The organism is Candidatus Methylomirabilota bacterium (assembly GCA_036002485.1).
Lineage (GTDB): Bacteria > Methylomirabilota > Methylomirabilia > Rokubacteriales > CSP1-6 > AR37.
In genome coordinates this window covers 38,876-54,158 of record DASYTI010000051.1, presented here as the reverse complement: position 1 = coordinate 54,158, position 15,283 = coordinate 38,876, and the positions used below count along the sequence as shown (strand labels likewise).

The following is a 15,283-nucleotide window of genomic DNA, read 5'->3' as shown; positions in this document are numbered from 1 at the left end:
TCGGGCAGGTCAGCGGTGACCGAATGGTGGCGCCTTTATAATCTGGTGTCACGCAAGTGTCAAGATTCTCTAGGCCTGACGGACCCAGTGAGAGAGGCGCCAGAGCTGCGAGTCCCATCCGGAGAGCTCCATGCCCTGGAGCTTCACCGCGGCGGCCGAGACGCCGTTGCGCCAGAGGACCGGTATCACCACAACGTTCTGGATGACCAGATCGTTCATCCGGACGAACAGGGCCGCGCGCTTGACGGGGTCGAGCTCGGTGTCGGCCGCGCGGTACAGCCGGTCGTACTCCTCGTTGCGCCAGCGGGTGATGTTGCGGCCTTGCCACTTGTTCTCCTTCGACGCCACCTCCCAGGAGACGTACAGGTTCATCAGGGTTCTGGCATCCGTGCCCTGCAGGCCGATGTTGTACATCTGCAGATCCGCGTAGAAGTGCGGGTAGGTGTCCGGGTTGGCGGCGTCAGAGGAGAAGAACACAGACGCCACCACGGACTTGATCTCGATCTCGATGCCGACCTTGGCCGCGGCCTGCTTGACGATCGCTTGGGTCTTCTGCCGGGGGGCGTTGACGGAGGTCTGGTAGACCATCCGAAGCTTGCGACCACCCTTCTCGCGGATGCCGTCGGCGCCGCGCGTCCAGCCGGCGGTCTCGAGGAGGGCATTGGCCTTGTCCACGTCGAACTCCCAGCGCGTGCTCTTCGAGTAGACGCGCGAGGGCGCGTTGAGGAAGTTCGCCGTCGTCCGGCCCTGCCGGCCGTAGATCTGCTCCTGGACGGCGGCCCGGTCCACGAGGAGGTTGAGGGCGCGCCGCACGGTGAGGTCCGACAGGAACGGGTGAGTGGTCTTCGCGCTCGACCGCTCCCCGTCCACCTCACGCCACGGATCGGACTGGTTGCACTGGATGTGCTCGATGCCCCCCGTGGTGAAGATCTCCACCCGCCCCTTGCCGCTCTGCTCGAGCCGCTGGAGGATGTCGTCTTCGACTTGCATGTTCCACCCGTAGTCGTACTCGCCCGTCTGGAGCACCGCGCGGGCGGCCGAGACCGCGTCGCCGCCTCCCTTCATCTCGATGGTGTCGAAGTACGGGCGGTTCGGCACGTGGTAGGCGGGATTGATCTCTCCGCGCACGATGTCGCCGGGCTTGAAGTCCAGGAAGCGGTACGGGCCCGTGCCCACCGGCTTGAGGTTGGTGGGCGCCTCGCGCGACTTCGCGCCGCGGTACGCATCGAAGAGATGCCGGGGCAGGATCATGCCCCGGAAGCCGCAGAAGGCGTCAGACCAGTATGGCGTGGGCTTCTTGAAGACGATCTTGATCGCATGGCTGCCGAGCTTCTCGACGCGCTCGATGCCGTCATACGAGCCAATGGTCGTGGCCGCGGTGGCGGTATCCGCGGCATACTCCCAGGTGAAGATGACGTCGTCGGCCGTGAACGGCCTGCCGTCGTGCCAGGCCACGCCCGGCTTGAGCTTCCATGTCACGCTCAGCCCGTCCTTGGAGACGCCGCCGTTCTGAACCGTCGGCGCTTCCAGGGCCAGGATGGGTACGAGGTTGCCGTCGGGGTCGAAGGAGGCGAGGGGCTCGTAAAAGATACGGGAGGCGTCCAGGTCCTTGGTCCCGGTGGCGAAGTGGGGATTGAGGAGCGTCGGGGCCTGCCACCAGAGCACCTTCAGCGGACCGCCGCCGCCCCGTCGCGTGGGAGTAAAGGAGGCGATCTTGGGCTGGGCATGGGCGATGCCGGCTCCGGCCAGGATCTGCGCGGCCATGGGGGCGGTCAGGCCGAGCCCGACCATGGCCTGGACGAAGCTCCGGCGGCTCCACCGTCCGGCCCTTACGTCCTCGATGAGGCCACGAATCGTCTGCTCATCCATCGCATATCCTCCTGGCCGCCGCCTCGGGCGGGCGGCGTTTCGCGCCTAGCAGGCCTTGATCACCGCGTCGCTCGCCGCGCGCGTCGTGGCCGAGCCGCCGATGTCCGGGGTGCGCGCTTTCGGGTCCTGGAGCGCCTTGCCCACCGCCGCCTCGATGCGCTCGGCGGCGGCGGTGGCCAGCGGATCCTTGTGCTGGCTCCCGAGCCAGCGGCACATCATGGCCGCGGAGAGAATGGTGGCCGTCGGGTTCGCGATGCCCTTGCCCGCGATGTCGGGCGCCGTCCCGTGCGAGGGCTGAAAGAGCGCCCAGCGATCACCCACGTCGCCGGAAGGCGCCATGCCGAGGCCGCCGATGGTGGCGGCGCCCAGGTCCGAGAGGATGTCGCCGAACATGTTCTCGAGCACGACGACGTCGTACTGCCATGGCCTCTGCACGACGTACATGGCCATGGCGTCGATGTAGGCGAAGTCGGTGCGCACGTCGGGAAAGGCGCGCGCCGTCTCCTGGAAGACCTGGCGGAAGAAGGCATAGGAGCGAAAGACGTTGGCCTTGTCCACACAGGTGACCTTGCCAGGGGACCCGCCGCTCCGCTCCGCGCGTTCCTGGCAGGCCTCGAAGGCACGTCGCACGATGCGCTCGGTGCCCTTGCGGGTGATGACGAGCGTGTCCACGGCCAGATCCTCTCCAACCTTGGAGCCGCCTCCCAGCGAGGCCAAGAGGCCCTCGGTGTTCTCCCGGAAGATGACGTAGTCGATGGTCGACCCCGGGGGCAGGGCGAGCGGGCTCGGCACGCCGGGAAAGAGCTTGATCGGCCGCACGCCCGCGTAGAGGTCGAGGCTCATCCTGAGGGCGATCTGAGGCACCAGCTCGGTGCCGTCGGCGTGGCGAATGTCGGGCAGTCCCGCGGCGCCGAAGAGAATCGCGTCCGTCTGCCGGCATAGCTCTATGGTCTCGCGCGGCAGATCCTCGCCGGTCCGCCGGTAGAGGGCCGCGCCCGCCTCGGCCTCCTCGAAAGAGAAGTGCAGACCGCCGTCTTCCCCAGCCTTCAGTACACGCGCGGCTTCCCGCACGACCTCGGGCCCGATGCCGTCACCACCGATCTGCGCGATCCGGTAGCAGGGCATCTTACTCAGCCCTCGCCTCGCCGCTGATCAACTCAGCCCTCGCTTCAGGGCTTCGCCCTTCAGCTCGAACTGCCACGCCTTCGGGATTGACCCAGCTCTCGCCTCGCGACGGCCAGAGGCCGTCGTTCAGCTCGAAGAACGGGCAGCGTCTCGGCTCGAACATCAGGACGCTTTGGCCGCGAGCATGCGGACGGCGACGTCGATGGCCTCGAGCATGCTCTCGGGATTCGCGATGCCCTTCCAGGCTCGGTCGAAGGCGGTGCCGTGGTCGACGGAGACGCGCAGGAAGGGCAGCCCCACGGTGACGTTGACGCCGGAGAGGCCCGTCCATTGACCTTTGGCCTCGTCGTAGGTGAAGCCGAGCGTCTTGACGGGCACGTGGCCCTGGTCGTGATACATGGCCACCACGATGTCGAACTCGCCGCCGCGTGCGCGGGAGAAGAGCGTGTCGGCGGGCAGGGGACCGTAGACGTCGAAGCCCTCGCGGCGTGCCGCCTCGGCGGCCGGAATGATCTCGCGCTTCTCCTCATCGCCGAAGAGCCCGTCTTCTCCCGCGTGCGGGTTCAGCCCGCACACCGCGATGCGCGGGCGCGCCACCCCGAGCCCGTTCATGGCCTGCTGGGCCAGGCGAATGACCTTGAGGACGCGCTCCTCGGTGCAGAGCTCGGGGACGCGCCGGAGCGCCACGTGCGTCGTCACGTGGATGACCTTGAGCTCTCGGCCCATGAGGAGCATGGCGAAGTCCTTGGTGTCGGACAGGCGCGCCAGGATCTCCGTGTGCCCCGAGTGCTGCACGCCGGCCGCGGCCAGCCCTTCCTTGTTCACGGGCGCCGTCACCATGCCGTCGATCTCTCCCGACTGGCAGAGGCGCACCGCGGCCTCGATATAAGCATAGGCGGCCCGACCCGCCTCGGCGCTGACCTGCCCTCGCGGCAGGCTCGCCGCGTCCACGTTACGCATGTCGAGGCATTCGAGGGCGCCGGGCTCGAAGCGGCATTCGGCCGGTTTCGTCACGACGTGGAGCCGAAGCGGCGAGCGCAACAGCGACAGCGTCGCTTCCATCACGGAGCGGTCGCCGATGACGAGGGGCCGACACGAGGCCGCGACCGAGGAGGTGGCTATGGCCTTGGCCGCGATCTCGGGGCCTACCCCGGCGGGGTCGCCCATGGTGACGCCGATGAGCGGTGTGCGGACGGGCATCACCGAGCGCCTCGCGCGAGGGTCACGTACAGCTCGGGCGAGCCGAAGCCGCCGGCCTTGGTCAGGATGGGAAGAGTCGAGCCGTCGGTCGCGACGAGACGACCGAGGGCGAGCCCGCGGGCGGGCGCGCCGACCAGCTCGAGCCGCGCCGCGCCCCATGCGCGCATGAGCGCATGCGCCGTGTCGCCACCCGTGACCGCGATCATGGCCGGCGCCGCGGCCATGGCCCGCAGGGCGAGGCCCGCGAGCGTCGCCGCCATCTCCCGGGAAGCTCCCGCGGGCCCGTCCGGGCTTGCCATGAAGGCGGGCTCACCTCGTCTCAGCGCGTTGATGACGGGGTCCAGATCGACCTCGCCCGCCGAGGACAGGCGAGCGCCCGCGACCCCGGCCGTCTCGAGAGCCGCGATCTGGGCACGGGTCGACGGATGGCGGCTGCCCGCGAGGATGAGCCACGCCCCTGGAGGGGGACAAGAGACAGGTCGAGAGGTCAAGCCGAGCTCAGCGGAGACGGCACGGGCAAGCCCGGCCGAGCCCGCGAGCAGCAAGGATCTTTGCGCGAAAGCGCCCGCCGCGAGAGCCTCGAGATCGGCATCGGTCTCGGCATCGGCGACGATGAGCCCTCGTCGCCCCCTGAGCCCCCGCCGGAGCTCCTGGGCCCCGCCGCGGAGCTCCTTTAAAGGAAGGAGGGCAACCGAGGGCCGAGACCCATGCGCGAGGCCGTGGCTGAGGATTTCGAGGAGATCGGAGGTTGGACCCGGATAGGCGGGATCGAGGCCTACCGGCGACTCGTGCGCCGGCACGCCGTCCACCATCAGCATCCCATTGAGCACCGTGCGCCCCTGCGCGGGGAAGGCCGGGCAGACGAGCGCGGCCGAGGCTCCCATCGAGTCGAGCAAGGCATCGAGCTCGGCGGCGATGGGGCCACGAAAGGTCGAGTCGATCTTCTTGAACACGGTCCCGTTCGCGAGACGCTCGGCGAGCCCCGCCGCGGTCCGGCGCATGAGCGTGGCGGATTCCGCCGGCCCCAGGGCGCGGCTCTCGGTGTCCACGGCGGCGGCCGGCCAGTCCTGGCCGGTCGCGATGGTACCCAGGAAGACCGGGACCGCCTCGCGGCCGGCGAAGAGCGCGCCCGCGTCGCAGGCACCGGTGAGATCATCGGCGATGACAGTGACAGGCATGGAGTCCCTGTACGCTATCACAGAAGCGCGGGCCGTGATTCCCGGCGCCCCAGACATGTATACTCGGTCCACCATGGGGCGCCGCGTGCCGTGGACTGTGCTCTTCATCCTGCTGGCCGTACTCCCCGCCGGGGCTGGTCAGGAGCCGGCCCGCGCGCTCGACCTCATCACGCCCAGTCGCCAGCGACTGGCCAAGGACTTCAAGGTTTCCTCCCTGGACGGCGGCACCCTGCGATTGTCGGAGCTCCGCGGCAAGGTCGTGCTCCTGAATCTCTGGGCGACCTGGTGTGCGCCGTGCAAGGAAGAGATGCCGGCCATGGAGCGGCTCTGGCGGCGCTACAAGGAGCACGGGCTCGTCGTCGTCGCGCTCAGCATGGATGCTCAGGGGGCGAAAGTGGTCAAGCCGTTCATCGACAAGGCCAGATTCAGCTATCCTGTGGGGCTCGACCCGAAGATGGAGGTCGCCCAGCTCTACGGCGCCCGCGCGGTGCCTGCCACCTTCATCATCGACCGGAGCGGCAATCTCTACGCCTTCGCCCTGGGACCTCGCGAGTGGGACAGCAAGTCGGCCGTGTCCTTCTTCGGTTCCTTGCTCGAGCAGGACAAGCCCCGTGGCTGAGCCCCTGACCTTCGGTGTCGCGTTCTCGGCGGGGCTGGTGTCCTTCCTCTCGCCGTGCGTGCTGCCCCTCTTTCCCTCCTACGTCTCCTTCGTCACCGGCATGTCGGTGGACCGGCTGAGCTCGGAGCTGCTAGTGGCCGAGCGCGTTCGGGTCCTCCTGCACTCGCTGGCCTTCATCGCCGGCTTCACGGTCATCTTCGTGAGCCTGGGCGCTTCCTTCAGCGCGGCGGGGCAATTCCTCCTCGACTACCGTGACTGGATACGGATCGCGGGCGGCGTGCTCATCGCGCTCTTTGGCCTCTACATCGCGGGGCTCCTCAAGTGGGGGGTGCTCGACCGCACCCGCCAGGTCCAGGTCCGCACCAAGCCGGCGGGCTTTCTGGGTTCGCTCGCCGTGGGCATGACCTTCGCGATCGGCTGGACACCCTGCGTCGGGCCCATCCTGGGCTCCATCCTGACCCTCGCGAGCACGGAGAAGACCGTGAACCAGGGTGTGTGGCTGCTTCTGGCCTATTCGGCGGGGCTGGGCGTGCCTTTCCTGGTCTTCTCCATGGCGTTGGGCGGCTTCTTGCGATTCTTCAAGCGGTATCGACCGCTGATTCCGATCGTGGAGCGGACGGCGGGAGTCCTGCTCGTGGTGGTGGGCGTGCTCGTCGCCACCAACTACTACATCATCCTGAATTCGTGGGCCATCTCACTGACTCCCGAGTGGCTCCTCAAACGCCTCTAGCGGCCGGCCGCTCAAAAACGTCCAGATGCGAGACGGCGCCCGAAGGTGGCACGCGAGGCGTACTCTCTATACGTTGAGCGTGCGATCGAGGGCGCCAACGAAGCAGATGGGCCTTTTTCAGCGGCCCGCGGGTATGCTGTCGTCATGAAGATCGACGTGCGCGTGCCCGCGACCTCGGCCAACTTGGGCCCGGGCTTCGACGTGCTGGGTCTGGCCCTCGGCCTCTACAACGAGATCCTCTACGAAGAGGCCGATCGCGTCGCCGTCTCGATAGAGGGCGAAGGGGCGCGCCGGCTCGACACGGGCGCCGACAATGTGGTGTCACGTGGGGCGCGCATGGCCTACGAGGCCGCCGGTCGCCGATTCCGTGGCGCATCCATACGCTGCGTCAACCGGATCCCCCTGGCGCGGGGACTCGGCTCGAGCGCCGCCGCCTGGGTGGGCGGACTCGTGGCCGCCAATGCGGCGCTGGGCTCCCCCCTCGACCGTGATGCTGTGCTGGCGCTCGCCTGCCGGGCCGAAGGCCATCCGGACAATGTCGCCGCGGCCCTCCTGGGCGGGCTCACGGTCTCGTGCGCCACCGGGCAGCAGGTGGTCGCCGTGTCGTTGCCCGTACCGGCCGCTATCACCTGGGTCGTTCTCGTGCCGGAGGCGCAGAGCTCGACCCACGAGGCGCGCGCGCTCCTGCCAGGGACGGTCTCCCGCGCGGATGCCGTCTTCAATCTCCAGCGCATGGGATTGCTCCTGGCCGCGCTCGGCACGGGGCGGACGGACCTTCTCGGCCTCGGCATGGAGGACAGGCTCCACCAGCCGCAGCGGCTGCCGCTCTTTCCGTGGATGGAGACGGTGCGACGGGCCGCGCTCGAGGCGGGCGCGCTCGGCTGCGCTCTCTCCGGTGCCGGCCCCTCTCTCCTGGCCGCGGTTCGAGGCGCCGCCGAGCCCGTCGGGCACGCCATGGAGCTGGCCTTGCGTCACTCCGGGGGAGGGGGCCGGGCCTTTGCTCTGCCCGTCGACACGGCGGGAGCGACCTGGAACCCCGCCGGATCGTCGCCTGTTACCGTGAGTGAGGAGGCCGAGACTTGACTCTTTCTCCACGCGGGCGATACCATTCGAGCATGAAGGTCGACCGTCACGGATCGAACAGGGTGAACAGGTGAGCGATCGCTGGATCCGCCGCAACGTGCTCACGATCTGCAGGGGGAAGTCCACCTACGCCCGCTGTGGCATGATCACGAACCTCACGCCATTCGCGTATGCGGACAGGCAGGGGAAGTACCAGGGCCAGCAGGGATAGTCCTGCCGACGATCTAGGCCCCGGCGCCGGGCCCGCTTGCGGGCTCAGGAGGAGTCGTTCATGGCTGAGCAGAAGAAGAAGGAAACGAGACCGACCAAGCCCGAAGGCGGCGACGATGCGGCGGGGGCGAACCCCGAGGTCGCCAAGAAGGGCAAGAAGATCAAGGAGGACCTCGACAACCTCCTGGACGAGATCGACGATATCCTCGAGGAGAACGCCGAGGAGTTCGTGAAGAGCTACGTGCAGCGCGGCGGCCAGTAAGCGCGCGGGCAGCCTGGAAAGCGGACGAGGGACCCGGACCCATATGCCGATCTACGAGTATCGCTGCAATCAGTGCGAGGGCGAGTTCGAGAAGTACGTCCCCTCGAGCGCGACGGCCGTCGCCTGTCCTTCGTGCGAGAGCGCCCGCGTCACGCGCCGCCTCTCGCTTCTCTCCGTGCGGACCAATGCCGCCGCCGCGGGTTCCGCCCCCATGTCAGGGGGCGGCTGTTGCGGCGGCGGGTGCGGCTGCCACTAAGCGGCTGAAACAGGCCCATCTGCGGCGATGAACGCTTGCGCGAAGAGACCCCTACCGCTCAGCTGAGTTTATCCACACCTAGCTAACCATATGACGTCCCTCGGCTGCACGCTCAACGTACAGAGAGTACGGCTCGCGTGCGGACTAACTCAGCCCTCGCCTCGCGTCGGCCGCTGGCCGCCGCTCAACTCGAACGGCGGGGCGCCGCCTCGCACCTGGACCCTTTTGAGCCGCCTACCCAATCTCGAGCACCTCGCTCCGCTGGCTCGCTTCCACACTCTCAGTAGACACTGGCGCAACCCGCGCCTATACTCCGGCCATGGACCTGCGACAGCTCGAGATCTTCGTGAAAGTCGCCGAGCTCAAGTCGTTCTCGAAGGCGGCCGACGCGCTCTTCCTCACTCAGCCCACGGTGTCGGAGCACATCCGCACCCTCGAGCAGGAGCTGGGCGTGCGACTGCTCGATCGTCTGGGCCGGGGCGCGGAGGTGACGCGCGCGGGCCAGCTCCTGGTCAGCCACGCCACGCGCATCCTCCAGCTCCAGCGCGAGGCGCGACAGGCCATGGATCAGTTCCAGGGCAAGCTCGTCGGCGAGCTGGCCGTGGGCGCGAGCACGATCCCCGGTGAATACGTCCTGCCGCCCCTCCTGGGTCGGTTCAAGGAGAAGTTTCCCGACATCTCGGTCACCCTCCTGATCGGTGACAGCCGCCAGGTCGCCGACTGGATCGCCGAAGGCAAGGTGGAGCTGGGCGTGGTAGGCGGACGCCTCGGCCATCGGGGCGTCGAGTATCGCGAGCTGATGCCCGACGAGATGGTGCTCGTCGTGTCGGCGGCGCATCCTTGGCACGGGCGCACGCAGGTCGAGATCGCCGAGCTCGCCGGCCAGCCGCTGCTCTTGCGCGAGCGGGGCTCGGGCACGCGCGCGGCGCTCGAGGCCTCCCTCGGCGAGGCGGGTCTCGATCTCTCCTCCTTCCGGGTGGTGGGAGAGATGGGCTCGACCCAGGCGATCAAGCAGGCCGTCAAGGCGGGGGTCGGCGTGTCGATTCTCTCACGGCGGGCCATCGAGGACGAGTGCCGGAGCGGGCTCGTGTGGGCGCTCACCGTGCGCGGGCTCCATATCCCGCGCTCGTTCTACATCGCCACGCATCGCGATCGCAGCCGCTCGCCGCTGGCCGAGGCCTTCCGGGCCTTCGTCGAGTCCGAGTCGGTCTAGCGTCGCCTCCGCGGCGGCCCCTTCGTCTTTCAAGCGTATGAACACGCAGATCATCGATCCCAAGACGGGCAAGGCCATCCGTCTCACCAGCTACGCGGCCTGCGCCGGCTGAGCGTCCAAGATGGGTCCCGGAGATCTCCGGGACGTGCTCGAGAGCCTGCGTGAGCATGCGCATCCGGACCTCCTGGTCGGCCTCGGCAAGAGCGATGATGCCGCCGTCTATCGCGTCTCCGATGAGGTGGCGGTGGTCAGTACCGTGGATTTCTTCGCCCCCATCGTCGACGATCCGTATCTTTTCGGAGCTATCGCGGCGGCCAATGCGATGTCCGACGTCTACGCCATGGGGGGCGAGGTTCTCTTCGCGCTGAACCTCGCGGGCTTCCCTCGCGAGATGCCCAAGGCCGTGATCGCGGCTGTCTTCAAGGGCGGGGCCGACAAGGTCCTCGAGGCGGGAGGCGTGATCGCGGGCGGTCACACCGTGGTCGACGCCGAGCCCAAGTATGGTCTCTGCGTAACCGGCCGCGTGCACCCAAAGCGTGTCTTGATCAAGGGCGGGCTACGGCCCGGCCACCGGCTGTTCCTCTCCAAGCCGCTCGGCACGGGGGTCATCGCCACCGCGGCCAAGAACGATGCCTGCGACGCGGTCGTCCTCGAAGGCGCCGTGCAGAGCATGCTCAGACTCAACCGGGGCGCCGCCGAGGTGGTGAGGGAGGCAGGTGTGAGAGGGGCCACCGATGTCACGGGCTTCGGCCTCCTGGGCCACGCGGCGGAAATGGTGGAGGCCTCGGGCGCGGGCATTGCGCTCCGGTTCCGGGACATCCCGCTCCTGCCCGGGGCTCTCGTCCTCGCCGAGAAGGGGCAGTGGAGCGGGGGCATGAAGCGCAACAGGCAGCATCTCGAGGACACCCTCGGTGCCCGTGGCCGCCTGTCGCTGGCTTCCAGCATCTCGATTGCGCAGGCGGGGCTGCTCTACGAGTCCGAGACCTCGGGGGGGCTGCTCTTCGGCATCGCGCGCGAGGACGTGCCGCTGGTCCTCGACGGATTCGCTCGGCGAGGCGAGCCCTGCTGGGAGATCGGTGAAGTGACCGGGGAGATCGGTATCGCGGTGCGCTAGATAGCTCGGAGGGGGCTCCGCCCCCGTTCCGAAGCCTCCCCCCGCACGGATTGCGCGGCCAAGCCGGCGCTCGAAGTGGAACATTCGCGCTCGCGAGGGCAGGTGAACTACTTGGAGAGACCGCTCGCGGGAGACAGCAGGCCGCGCAGTTCGAGCTGAGACGTGGCCGACGAGCCGCAGGCGAGGAGCACGGCGAGGCGAGGGCTGAGAGAGTTCGAGCTGAGACGTGGCCCGCTCTTCGAGCTGAGCGCACAGCCGCGAGGAGAGGCCCGAGTAAATCCCGCAGGCGTGGCAGTTCGAGCTGAAGGGCGAAGCCCTGAGGAGAGGGCTGAGTTGATCAGCGGCGAGGCGAGGGCTGAGGCAGTTCCGACGACTATTGACGGACTGAGCGCTTCAGGAACGCTCGCAGCTTCTCTTTCAGCTCGGGGGGCAGGGTCGTCTCTCTGAGGCGCTTTGCCGCATCGACCGTTCCCTTGTAGGTGCGCACGAAGGCGACGCAGGGGCCGCAGCCTTCGAGATGCCATTCGAGCAGCTCGGCCTGGTGCTTGGGGAGAGCGCCGTCCACGTAGTCCGCGAGGAGATCCATGCACTCGCGGCACTCCATCTCGTCCTGCGCGTCGGCCATCAGGCCCCTCCCTCGCCCCGTGAGGCGATACTGGCGGGAACCATACCACAGCCCCGTTCCGGGGGCTTCCGGTTGTTGCGTGCCCGCGTTGCCCCGGCCTCAGCCCCCCTGTAGGCTTGGGCGCCATGACCGAGCGCACCATCGGGCGCGTCGCCATGCTGACCCCGTTCGCCTTTCCGTCCCCGAGCGGCAATGCCGTCACCGTCGAGCGAATCGCCGCCGGACTGTCCGCCCGCGGTATCGAGCCGCGGGTCTGGGACCTCTCGGCTACGGATGCGGCCACCGTCGAGCGCGAAGTCCGCCAGTGGAGCCCGGCTCTCGTGCACGCCTTTCACGCATTTCACGCGGGGCCACTCGGACTGCGCGTGGCGCGCGCGCTCGGGCTCCCGTTGATCGTCACCCTCACGGGCACCGACGCCAATCACGATATCTCTGACCCGCAGCGGGGACCGACGGTGCGCGACGTTCTCGAGGGTGCGGCCGCCCTCACGGTGTTTCACGGCTCGGTGGCCGCACGGGTCTCGGCCGCGCGGCCCGAGCTGGCCCTGCGAGTGGTCGTGATCCCTCAGGCCGTTGTCTTCCCACCGTCGGAGGGACCGGCCCCGCCTCGCGCGAGGGGACCGGTCATCCTTTTCCCGGCCGGCATTCGCCCCGTCAAGCGTCCCCTCATGCCGCTCGGACCCCTCGATACCATGGCGGCGCGCCATTCAGACTTCGAGCTGCGCTATGTCGGGCCGGTGCTGGACGCCGAGGAAGGTCGGAAGCTGTTCCTCGGGATCGAGAGCCGACCCTGGTGCCGGTATCTCGGCGCGGTGCCGCATGCGCGCATACCCGCGCTCCTCCACGCCGCCGACATCGTGCTCAACTGCTCGATCTCCGAAGGCGGCATGCCGAACTCGGTGCTCGAGGCGCTCACCCTCGGACGCGCGGTGCTCGCCTCGGACATCGAGGGCAACCGCGCCCTGATCGAAGACGGTGTCACCGGCCTCCTCTTCGCGGACGCGACAGAGCTGGCCGCCCAGGCCGAGCGGCTCCTCGAGGATGGTGAGCTCCGCGCGCGACTCGGCGCGGCGGGACGGACCCGCGCTCTCGTTTTCCGTCCGGAGGCCGAGATCGACGGCTATGTCAGACTTTTCGACAGGCTGGCGCCTGCTCCCTGAATGGGCATGTGACCGGAGCGCTTCAGCCGCGTGACGCGATCAGTTGACGGATCGGAGAACCACCCCTATCATGGCTAGAATCTGTGGTCCGCTGTCCCATCCAAGATGGGAAAGGAGTTGCGAATGTCGCAGTCTCTCACGTCAGCCCCCAGTCAGGAACAGCGGGTCCAGGAGTTCGTCGCCGGATTCCAGGCCCTCCGCAGCGAGGTCCGCAAGGTCATCGTCGGCCATGACGACGTGATCAACCACGTGCTCACCGGGCTCTTCGCCGGCGGGCACGTGCTGCTCGAAGGTGTCCCCGGTCTCGGCAAGACCCTCCTCATCAAGACGCTGGCCGAGAGCCTCGAGCTGTCCTTCTCGCGCATACAGTTCACGCCCGACCTCATGCCCGGCGACATCATAGGCACCAACATGATCATCGAGGACGAGGCGGGCCGGAAGCACTTCCAGTTCCAGAGAGGCCCGATCTTCGCCCACATTCTTCTTGCCGATGAGGTCAACCGGGCGACGCCCAAGACACAGTCCGCGCTGCTCGAAGGCATGCAGGAAGGCGCGGTCACCGTCTCGGGGACGGCCAACCCGCTGCCCTTGCCCTTCTTCGTCCTGGCCACCCAGAATCCGATCGAGATGGAGGGGACGTATCCTCTGCCGGAGGCGCAGCTCGACCGGTTCCTCCTCAAGCTGCGCGTGCAATACCCGGCCCTGGAGGATCTGACGGAGATCATCGACCGCACCACGCAGGTGCGGGAGGTCGCCATCTCCCGCGTCATGACGGGGCCGCGGGTCATGACCTTCCGCGAGCTCGTGCGCGAGGTCCCCATCGCCTCGCATGTGCGCGACCTCGCCGCCACCATCGTGCTCGCGAGCCACCCACAGTGGGAGCGGGCTCCCGAGGCCACGCGGCGCTTCGTCCGCTACGGGGCCAGTCCGCGCGGAGCGCAGGCCCTGGTTCTGGGGGCCAAGGTGCGCGCACTGAGCGACGGTCGCTACAACGTCAGCATCGAGGACCTGCGCGCCATGGCCCTGCCCGCCCTCCGCCACCGCATCATCCTCAACTTCGAGGGCGAAGCCGAGGGCGTGGACGTGGACAAGCTGATCACCCAGATCATCGAGGCAGCGGAAAACCTGAGCACTACGGAGAAAGAGGTGTTTCTCCGCTAGCGCGTCGAGGAGGGCGCATGCCCGATCTCACGATACTTGAGCGCGCAGTGGCGGGCGTCGGCCGGGAAGTCCGGTTACGGCGGGCGGAGTTCTACGGGCTCCGCGGCCTGTTCATGGGTGCGCTCGCGGCCCTGGTGCCGCTTGTGCTGCGGGACTCTCTGGGCTTGGCCGGATTTGCGTGGGCGGGCGCCTGCCTCGCCGCCGGTGCCCTGGCCGGCGCCGTCACGGGTTTCCTCATGCGACTGCCCGATGCCGAGGCCGCGCGTCTCGCCGACCGCGGCTATGGCCTCCAGGACCGCATCGCCACCGCACTCGAGTGGGCGGACCGGCCGGACCGCACGCCGCTCGTGGCCGCGCAGGTGGCCGATGCCGTCTCTCGTGTCCAGGCCCTCGCCGGCCGTCGCGTCATCCCTCGCCGCATTCCGCGGGAAGCCAAGCTCGTGCCCGTGCCGTTGGCCCTGGGCCTGGCTCTCGCCCTGGCTCCGGCCATTCCGCTGCCCCAGGGCGCCCTGCCCACCTTGTCGCCCACTCGCCAGGAGGACGAGACGAAGCCGTCGGATCGGAGCGGCGCGCTGGAGAGCCAGGATCAGCCGCGAGGGCCGAAGCGCGAGGATGTCCGGCGCGCCGACATGCAAGAGAAGACCTTCGGCCCCCGCGGCGGCACCGGCACGTCCTCCCAGCCGGGCGACCTCTCCGCGATCTTCAAGGACACGTCGATCTCGAGCCAGGCCCCGGACTTCAACGCATTCCTGAAAAAGGGTGACGACCGCATCCGGATGCTGGACCAGCTCGACCGCTTGCCCGATCTCCAGCGTGACTTCACGCAGAGTCAGCAGCGCATGGTCTTCCAGAAGGCCAAGGCCCTGCGCGGGGGCCTGCGCGGCGAGCAGTTCTCGCCCGACAAGCTGCGTGAGCTCATGAAGGAGATGGAGCGGCTCGGCCGCAAGGGCGATCCGAGCTACCAGGGCGATCTCGGCGAAGGCATGGAGGCACTCGAGCAGGGCCAGACCGACCGGGCCATGGAAGCCATGGAGCGCGCCCTCAACAAGCTCCGCGCCATGGAGGAGAAGGGACGCGACGGCAAGGGCCTGCGCGGCGGTCGCGACGATGAGCGGCGCGGTGGTAGGCGCGGCGATGGCCGCCAGGGTGGGGGGCCGGGCGACGACGGCGACTTCCCGGAGGGCGAAGGCTCTCTGCCGGGCAAGGGCAGGAGCGGCAGCCCCAAGGGTGATCCCACGCAGCGCCTCCGCACCAACCCCTACGACGTCGGGGTCGAGGGCGAATCGCGCGCCGGACGAAAGGAGGGTGTCGACACCAATATGGTTGGACGCGGTGGCAAGGTGCCCTCGCGGCTGCAATACCTCGGGGTGCTCGGCCAGTACCGCAAGCAGATGGAAGAGGACATCGCCCGCGAGCAGGTCCCCCGCGACTACCACGGGCAAGTGAAGGAGTACTTCAAGGCGTTGGACGAGAGATAG

15 protein-coding genes and 1 pseudogene are annotated in these 15,283 nt (G+C 68.5%); 11 read left to right on the top strand and 5 right to left on the bottom strand.

The genetic code is table 11. From position 1 onward, the window contains the following. Window positions 1-69: 69 nt before the first annotated feature. From VGT00_05810 to VGT00_05795, 4 genes are all read right to left on the bottom strand, one after another. The gene (locus tag VGT00_05810; protein HEV8530910.1) at window positions 70-1,869 is read right to left on the bottom strand and encodes a peptide ABC transporter substrate-binding protein; all 1,800 of its coding nucleotides are present in this window, start codon (window positions 1,867-1,869) and stop codon (window positions 70-72) included. 45 nt (window positions 1,870-1,914) lie between these two features. Next, a complete protein-coding gene (locus VGT00_05805; GenBank protein HEV8530909.1) occupies window positions 1,915-2,994 on the bottom strand; it encodes an isocitrate/isopropylmalate dehydrogenase family protein in 1,080 nt (359 codons plus the stop codon). 162 nt (window positions 2,995-3,156) lie between these two features. Continuing rightward, a complete protein-coding gene (gene pdxA / locus VGT00_05800) occupies window positions 3,157-4,194 on the bottom strand; it encodes a 4-hydroxythreonine-4-phosphate dehydrogenase PdxA (GenBank protein HEV8530908.1) in 1,038 nt (345 codons plus the stop codon). Further along, window positions 4,194-5,372, bottom strand: coding sequence for a four-carbon acid sugar kinase family protein (locus VGT00_05795; GenBank protein HEV8530907.1), 1,179 nt, complete (start codon window positions 5,370-5,372; stop codon window positions 4,194-4,196). Before VGT00_05795 ends, pdxA begins: the two co-directional genes overlap by 1 nt. Before the next feature lie 85 nt (window positions 5,373-5,457). On the opposite strand from VGT00_05795, the gene VGT00_05790 reads away from it, so the two are divergent. From VGT00_05790 to selD, 8 genes and pseudogenes are all read left to right on the top strand, one after another. Beyond that, window positions 5,458-5,991, top strand: a complete 534-nt coding sequence (locus VGT00_05790) for a TlpA disulfide reductase family protein (GenBank protein HEV8530906.1) — start codon at window positions 5,458-5,460, stop codon at window positions 5,989-5,991. Continuing rightward, on the top strand, window positions 5,984-6,721 hold the full coding sequence (locus tag VGT00_05785; protein ID HEV8530905.1) for a cytochrome c biogenesis protein CcdA: 738 nt from the start codon (window positions 5,984-5,986) through the stop codon (window positions 6,719-6,721). Before VGT00_05790 ends, VGT00_05785 begins: the two co-directional genes overlap by 8 nt. Window positions 6,722-6,865: 144 nt before the next feature. Then, the gene (gene thrB / locus VGT00_05780; GenBank protein HEV8530904.1) at window positions 6,866-7,804 is read left to right on the top strand and encodes a homoserine kinase; all 939 of its coding nucleotides are present in this window, start codon (window positions 6,866-6,868) and stop codon (window positions 7,802-7,804) included. A gap of 85 nt (window positions 7,805-7,889) precedes the next feature. After that, window positions 7,890-8,015 (top strand): annotated as a pseudogene (locus tag VGT00_05775) (dCTP deaminase). A gap of 60 nt (window positions 8,016-8,075) precedes the next feature. Continuing rightward, on the top strand, window positions 8,076-8,276 hold the full coding sequence (locus VGT00_05770; protein HEV8530903.1) for a ubiquitin-like protein Pup: 201 nt from the start codon (window positions 8,076-8,078) through the stop codon (window positions 8,274-8,276). Window positions 8,277-8,319: 43 nt separating this feature from the next. Continuing rightward, entirely contained in the window at window positions 8,320-8,532 is a 213-nt protein-coding gene (locus VGT00_05765) for a zinc ribbon domain-containing protein (GenBank protein HEV8530902.1), read from the top strand. A 319-nt stretch (window positions 8,533-8,851) separates the two neighbouring features. Then, the gene (locus tag VGT00_05760; protein HEV8530901.1) at window positions 8,852-9,745 is read left to right on the top strand and encodes a selenium metabolism-associated LysR family transcriptional regulator; all 894 of its coding nucleotides are present in this window, start codon (window positions 8,852-8,854) and stop codon (window positions 9,743-9,745) included. Window positions 9,746-9,782: 37 nt separating this feature from the next. Continuing rightward, window positions 9,783-10,859: a selenide, water dikinase SelD gene (selD, locus tag VGT00_05755; GenBank protein HEV8530900.1), complete on the top strand. Its 1,077-nt coding sequence runs from the start codon at window positions 9,783-9,785 to the stop codon at window positions 10,857-10,859. 373 nt (window positions 10,860-11,232) lie between these two features. On the opposite strand, the gene VGT00_05750 is transcribed toward selD, so the two are convergent. Continuing rightward, window positions 11,233-11,484 carry an anti-sigma factor gene (locus VGT00_05750; protein ID HEV8530899.1) on the bottom strand — a complete coding sequence of 84 codons (252 nt, stop codon included), beginning with the start codon at window positions 11,482-11,484 and terminating at the stop codon, window positions 11,233-11,235. A gap of 125 nt (window positions 11,485-11,609) precedes the next feature. Between VGT00_05750 and VGT00_05745 the strand changes: the two genes are divergently transcribed. The 3 genes from VGT00_05745 to VGT00_05735 all read left to right on the top strand — a co-directional run bounded on the left by VGT00_05745 (window position 11,610) and on the right by VGT00_05735 (window position 15,283). Beyond that, window positions 11,610-12,644: a glycosyltransferase gene (locus tag VGT00_05745; protein HEV8530898.1), complete on the top strand. Its 1,035-nt coding sequence runs from the start codon at window positions 11,610-11,612 to the stop codon at window positions 12,642-12,644. Window positions 12,645-12,767: 123 nt separating this feature from the next. Further along, entirely contained in the window at window positions 12,768-13,805 is a 1,038-nt protein-coding gene (locus tag VGT00_05740; protein HEV8530897.1) for a MoxR family ATPase, read from the top strand. 17 nt (window positions 13,806-13,822) lie between these two features. Next, a complete protein-coding gene (locus tag VGT00_05735; protein HEV8530896.1) occupies window positions 13,823-15,283 on the top strand; it encodes a hypothetical protein in 1,461 nt (486 codons plus the stop codon).

Excerpts from the sequence above, each read along its gene's own strand:
- VGT00_05810 (HEV8530910.1), bottom strand. The coding sequence starts at position 1,869 with ATGGATGAGCAGACGATTCGTGGCCTCATCGAGGACGTAAGGGCCGGA.
- VGT00_05805 (HEV8530909.1), bottom strand. The coding sequence starts at position 2,994 with ATGCCCTGCTACCGGATCGCGCAGATCGGTGGTGACGGCATCGGGCCC.
- pdxA (HEV8530908.1), bottom strand. The coding sequence starts at position 4,194 with ATGCCCGTCCGCACACCGCTCATCGGCGTCACCATGGGCGACCCCGCC.
- VGT00_05795 (HEV8530907.1), bottom strand. The coding sequence starts at position 5,372 with ATGCCTGTCACTGTCATCGCCGATGATCTCACCGGTGCCTGCGACGCG.
- thrB (HEV8530904.1), top strand. The coding sequence starts at position 6,866 with ATGAAGATCGACGTGCGCGTGCCCGCGACCTCGGCCAACTTGGGCCCG.
- VGT00_05770 (HEV8530903.1), top strand. The coding sequence starts at position 8,076 with ATGGCTGAGCAGAAGAAGAAGGAAACGAGACCGACCAAGCCCGAAGGC.
- VGT00_05765 (HEV8530902.1), top strand. The coding sequence starts at position 8,320 with ATGCCGATCTACGAGTATCGCTGCAATCAGTGCGAGGGCGAGTTCGAG.
- VGT00_05760 (HEV8530901.1), top strand. The coding sequence starts at position 8,852 with ATGGACCTGCGACAGCTCGAGATCTTCGTGAAAGTCGCCGAGCTCAAG.
- VGT00_05750 (HEV8530899.1), bottom strand. The coding sequence starts at position 11,484 with ATGGCCGACGCGCAGGACGAGATGGAGTGCCGCGAGTGCATGGATCTC.
- VGT00_05745 (HEV8530898.1), top strand. The coding sequence starts at position 11,610 with ATGACCGAGCGCACCATCGGGCGCGTCGCCATGCTGACCCCGTTCGCC.
- VGT00_05740 (HEV8530897.1), top strand. The coding sequence starts at position 12,768 with ATGTCGCAGTCTCTCACGTCAGCCCCCAGTCAGGAACAGCGGGTCCAG.
- VGT00_05735 (HEV8530896.1), top strand. The coding sequence starts at position 13,823 with ATGCCCGATCTCACGATACTTGAGCGCGCAGTGGCGGGCGTCGGCCGG.